This window comes from Anaerolineae bacterium (assembly GCA_014360855.1).
Lineage (GTDB): Bacteria > Chloroflexota > Anaerolineae > JACIWP01 > JACIWP01 > JACIWP01.
On the sequence record JACIWP010000211.1, the window covers coordinates 1 to 5,360 of the forward strand.

General features: G+C 65.0%; 7 protein-coding genes. 1 reads left to right on the forward strand and 6 read right to left on the reverse strand.

Annotation, left to right across the window (positions count from 1 at the left end):
* A partial coding sequence (locus tag H5T60_11100) for a thiamine diphosphokinase (GenBank protein ID MBC7242978.1) occupies positions 1–188 on the forward strand: 188 nt, incomplete at its 5' end.
* On the opposite strand, the gene H5T60_11105 is transcribed toward H5T60_11100, so the two are convergent.
* From H5T60_11105 to minC, 6 genes are all read right to left on the reverse strand, one after another.
* Positions 185–913: an HAD family hydrolase gene (locus tag H5T60_11105; GenBank protein MBC7242979.1), complete on the reverse strand. Its 729-nt coding sequence runs from the start codon at positions 911–913 to the stop codon at positions 185–187. The two genes, H5T60_11100 and H5T60_11105, sit on opposite strands and share 4 nt — an antisense overlap.
* Positions 914–940: 27 nt before the next feature.
* The gene (locus H5T60_11110) at positions 941–2,452 is read right to left on the reverse strand and encodes a glutamate--tRNA ligase (protein MBC7242980.1); all 1,512 of its coding nucleotides are present in this window, start codon (positions 2,450–2,452) and stop codon (positions 941–943) included.
* Positions 2,453–2,479: 27 nt separating this feature from the next.
* Positions 2,480–3,604 (reverse strand): rod shape-determining protein RodA, encoded by a 1,125-nt coding sequence (gene rodA, locus H5T60_11115; protein MBC7242981.1) that lies wholly within the window; start codon positions 3,602–3,604, stop codon positions 2,480–2,482.
* 19 nt (positions 3,605–3,623) lie between these two features.
* The gene (minE, locus tag H5T60_11120) at positions 3,624–3,893 is read right to left on the reverse strand and encodes a cell division topological specificity factor MinE (GenBank protein ID MBC7242982.1); all 270 of its coding nucleotides are present in this window, start codon (positions 3,891–3,893) and stop codon (positions 3,624–3,626) included.
* 79 nt (positions 3,894–3,972) lie between these two features.
* Complete coding sequence (gene minD / locus H5T60_11125; GenBank protein MBC7242983.1) at positions 3,973–4,776, reverse strand: septum site-determining protein MinD; 804 nt, start codon at positions 4,774–4,776, stop codon at positions 3,973–3,975.
* A gap of 39 nt (positions 4,777–4,815) precedes the next feature.
* On the reverse strand, positions 4,816–5,360 hold a 545-nt coding region (minC, locus tag H5T60_11130), incomplete at its 5' end, for a septum site-determining protein MinC (GenBank protein MBC7242984.1).

The window sequence follows — 5,360 nt, forward strand, 5'->3', positions numbered from 1 at the left end:
TCCCCCTGTCCCCGGTGGTGGAGGGCATCGTCACCAGCGGGCTGGAATATCCCCTGCGGGGGGAGCCGCTGTATATGGGCCCCAGCCGCGGCGTGAGCAACGTCATGCTGGGGCCAGAAGCGACGATTACGATCCAAACGGGATGGCTGTTAGTCGTGCACCGGCGGAGCGCCGGCGGGAACCCCTAGCGGCTTGCCCCTTTTCCCTCCAGCCAGCCCAGCAGTTCCTCCAGACCGCGGATGACCGGGCAGGACGCGGCCGGCACCTTCCCCGTGCGGTCCAGCAGGATGCCGGTCATGCCGGCGGCCTGCGCCCCGCGCACATCCGCCTCATACTGATCGCCCACATGCACGGCCGCGGCCGGCGGAATCCCCACCTGCGCCAGCGCGTGTTGAAAGATGGCCGGGTGCGGCTTGCTATAACCCACGTAGGCCGAGGCGGTGATGGTATCGAAATATCCGTCAATGCCCAGGTGTCGACAGCGCTCCACCAGGTTCCAGCTCCAGTTGGAGATGATGCCCAGGCGGTAGCCCTGCGCTTTGAGCCTTTCCAGGGCCGGCAGGACGTCATCGTACAGCCGCATGACACCCGGCTGGGTGAAGAGCGCTTCCAGCCGCTCGTGATAGCGCCGGCGGATTTCCTCGTCCTCGTACCCCAGATGGCGCAGGAGCTGGCGCTCCATCTCCAGCTCGCGGGCCGCATCATACTCCGGCGTGGGAGGGAAGGGTTTCTGGATGCCTTCCAGCGCGTAGGCTTTCCAGACCTGGCCCAGCGCCGGCAGGACCTGTTCCGGCCCAACGAGGAGGCCGGCCTCCCGCAGTGCCTGCAGGGTCAGCTCTTCCACGGGAGGGTCGAAGTACATCAGGGTATAGCCAAGGTCGAAGAACACCGCCTGTACGTTGTCAGACGTCATCTCCACCGCCTCCGTAAGGGCCATATATCAGCCGGCCTGTCCCACCAACCGGCCCAGCCGCTCGATGGCCTCGTCCAGCCGGCGCAGACAACGCTCCTTACCCAAAACCGCCATGGACTCGAACAGCGGGGGCGACACCGGTTTGCCGGTGATGGCAATGCGGATAATGCCGAAAAGCTGGCGCGCTTTGACGCCCAGCTCCTCCACCAGCGGGCGCAGGGCGGCCTCGATGGCCGGCGCGTCGAACGCTTCCAGCGCCGCCACAGCCTGCCGGGCGCGCTTCAGCGCCTCCAGCGATGCCTCGGCGCTCATCTTCTCGCCGATGAGGCTTTTCGCCGGATAGTCCAGCCGCTCGCGGAAGGCGAAATCCATCATCTCCACCGCCTCGCTCAACACCTTGATGCGCTCCTGCACCAGCGGGGCGAGCAGGCGGGTTTCCGGCCGGCGGCGCACCTCCTCTTCGCTCATGCCCAGGCCCCTGGCCAGGAAGGGCACCAGCCGCTCCGCCAGCTCATCGGGCGAGAGCTGACGGATGTAGTAGCCGTTCATCCACTCCAGTTTCTCGTACGAGAAGGCGGCCGGCGCCTTATTGATGCGGTCCAGGTCGAAGTGCTGGATGGCCACCTCCTTCGGCATGATCTGCGTCTTGTCGTCCAGCGACCAGCCGACCAGGGTGAGGAAGTTGAACATGGCCTCCGGCAGATAGCCGGCCTCCTTGAACTCCCGCACCAGCACGTAATGCTCCTTGTCCCCGACCCTTTGCCGGCGCTTGCTCATCTTGCCCTGCCCGCTCGGATCCAGGATGACCGGCAGATGGGCGAAGACCGGCGGCTCCCAGCCGAACGCCTGATACAGCAGGACATGCTTGGGCACGCTGGGGAGCCACTCGTCGGCCCGCATGATATGGCTGATGCGCATCAGATGGTCGTCAATGACATTGGCCAGGTGATAGGTGGGATAGCCGTCCGACTTCAGCAGGATCAGGTCGTCCAGACTGCTGTTGTCCACCGTGATGGTGCCGCGGATGACATCGGTGAATGAGGTCTGTCCTTCCAGCGGCACGGCCAGCCGGATGACCGGCTTGATGCCCTGGGCCTCATATTCGGCGCGTTGTTTGGCGGTGAGATAGCGGCAGTGACGGTCGTAGCCGGGAGGCTCGCCGCGCCGGCGCTGTTCCTCCCGCATGGCCTCCAGGCGCTCCGGCGAACAGTAGCAGTAATAGGCATGGCCCTCGCGCACCAGTTTCTCCGCATATTCCTGGTAAATATGCAGGCGCTGGGACTGGAAATAGGGGCCGTAGGGGCCGCCGACATCCGGCCCTTCGTCCCAATCCAGGCCGAGCCAGCGCAGCATCGCCATCAGGTCCTCCAGCGCGTCCTCCTGATAGCGGGTGCGGTCGGTGTCCTCGATGCGCAAGATGAAGACGCCGTTATGCCGGCGCGCGAACAGCCAGTTAAACAATGCGGTGCGCGCCCCGCCCACATGCAGATAGCCGGTGGGGCTGGGGGCAAAGCGCACGCGTACCGGTACCGATGACATGGTATCCCTGTTCCTCCAGTATCAGATTTATGGTATGGAACCCCCGACCCGGCTGGCCAGGGGATATTCGACCTTCAGCCGGCGCAGGTTGACGCTCTGCACCAGCCCCTCTGCCATCAGGAAAGCGATGAGCGAACTGCCGCCACTGCTGACAAAGGGGAGCGGCACGCCGGTGGCCGGCAGCATCCCGATGTTCATCCCGATATTCACCACGCTCTGAAACAGGATGAGCGTCGCCACACCCACCGCGATCAACTGCCCCATCATATCGCGCGCCCGTACGGCGCCGCGCAGTAACCGCAGTACTACCACCAGCAGTAATGCCACGAGGATCAGGACCCCGATAAAGCCCAGCTCTTCGCCGATGACCGCGAAGATGAAATCCGACCAGCGCACCCGCAGGAAGCGCAGTTGGCTTTGACTGCCCATGGCGAACCCCTTGCCCAGCAGGCCCCCCGATCCGATACCGATCATGGCCTGCCACACGTTGTAGTTGGCCATGGTGTCGCTGGATGGATTCAGGAAGATGAGGATGCGCTGACGCTGATAGTCTGCCAGGAGCGCCCACAGCGCCGGCGAGGCCAGCACGCCGGCCATCAGCAGTCCGACCAGATAGCGCAGGCGCACGCCGGCCACGAAGGCCATCACCCCCCACAGCACCAGCAGGGAAACAGCCGTGCTCAGGTTGGGCTGGGCCATGATGAGCGCCACCGCCGGCAGGACAAACAACAGCGACACAACAAACGTGCGGAACGAGGTGATCTCCTCCTGCCGGCCGTCGAAGTACGCCGCCAGGAAGATGACCAGCAGTATCTTGGCGATTTCCGCCGGCTGGATGGGGAAGAAGCGCAGATTGACCCAGCGCTGGGCACCGTAGCTCTCCTCGCCCACCGCCAGCACCAGCATCAGCAGTCCCAGAGCCAGGAAGTACATCGGATAGCGGAAATCGCGCAGATGGCGGTAGTCAATGAGCGTGACTCCCAGCATCAGCGCCGCGCCGATGCCGGCATATACCGCCTGGCGCCGCGGAAGTTCTTGCAGGCCGGGCGAATCCGACACGGCGCTGGATATCATCAGCACGCCGTACCCGACCAGCAGAGCGGTCGCCAGCAGTAACAGCAGGTCAAAGTGGCGCCAATTTACCTTGCGCATATCCCCTCAAACCATTCGATCAGCGGCGCGAGCCGGCGCGCCCGCGGGACAGCGGGATATTCGCCACCAGCCAGCTTTCTCGCTGATTCTGGGAAATGGTGATCTCCACTGCCTCCCGGTCAATGTCCACGTAGCGGGAGATGGTGTCAATCAGGTCATCCTTCAGGGCCTGGAGCACATGGGGCGAGAGCTGTACCCGGTCCTGCACCAGCACCAGTTGGAGCCGCTCTTTCGCCACGGTGCGGCTGGAAGGTTCGCGGCGGCCTGTCAGCTTGTCCAAGATTCCCATGTTTTCTCTCCCTTCTGAACCCCTGGCGGTGCCTTCGGCCATCGATTCGCTTTCCCCTCGCCTGGACGGTGATCCGCTCTCACGAAGAAGCAGGGCGGACGAAGCGCGTCAGCCGCTTCAGCCATCCGTCGTTGGACGGCAGAGGCATGAACGGCACCTCCTGACCGGTGAGGCGTTTGGCAATGTTGCGGAAAGCCTGGCCGGCCAGCGACTTGCGGTCCATCGCCGCCGGCGTGCCGCGGTTGGTGGACATGATGATGGTCTCATCCTCCGGCACGATGCCGATCAGCTCGATCGCCAGGAGTTCCACCACGTCCTCGATAGTGAGCATCTCGCCCTTGCGCACCAGGTCCGACTTGATGCGGTTGATAATCAGCCGCGCCGGCCCCTTCTCCTGCGCCTCCACAAACCCGATGGCCCGGTCGGCATCCCGCACCGCCGAGACATCCGGCGTGGTGACGATGATGACCTCATCCGCCGGCGCCAGCGCGTTGTGAAAGCCGGTCTCGATGCCGGCCGGCGAGTCCAGCAGGATGAAATCAAACTCCTTGCGCAGTTCATCGCACAGCGCCTGTATTTGCGCCGCGGAGACGGCGGTTTTGTCGCGCGTCTGGGCCGCCGGCAGCAGATACAGCTCGGACAGGTGCCGGTCCCGCACCAGCGCCTGCTTCAGCCGACAGCGCCCCTCCACCACGTCCACCAGGTCATAGACGATGCGGTTGTCCAGCCCCATGACCAGGTCAAGGTTGCGCAGGCCGATGTCGGTGTCCACGCAGACCACGCTCTTGCCCAGAAGAGCCAGCCCCACACCGATATTGGCGGTGGTGGTGGTTTTCCCCACACCGCCCTTGCCCGAAGTAATGGTGATGATCTTGCCTCCCATATGGCATGGCCTCCATTCTGGTGGAAACGCGTCCCATCATCAGTGCCGGCGCAGCCAGCGCCAGAACCCCGACCAGCGCTTGGAAACATCTTTCGGATGCCGGCCCGTTGCCCCGATGCCCTCTATCCAGGGCTCCAGCACAATCTGTCTATCGCGCAGGGCGGCCATATGCGGCATGCCGGCGGAAACCGCCGGCTCCTGCACATGGGTCGCGACCACATCGGCGATGCGCACCTGCTCCGGCCGAAAGCGCAGGGCGCAGATGACCGCTCCTTCATCGCCGCCGGCGCCGGCATGGGCCATCCCGCGCAGGGTCCCCCAAATGACGATGTCCCCGCCGGCGATCACCTCCGCGCCGGGATTCACATCCCCCACCACCACAATATGCCCCCGATGCACCAGCGAGGCGCCGCTCCGCAAGGTGCGCCGCACCAGCAGTCCCTCGCTGGCCACCCACCCGCCGGCCGGCTCCTTCTCCTCCGCCGCCGGCTCCTCGCGGGAGGGCGCGGGGGGACGGCTGGCCGGCCGGATGCTCGTCTCCAGCCCCAGGCTGTCGGCGGCCGCGCGCGTCTCCGGCAGATCGG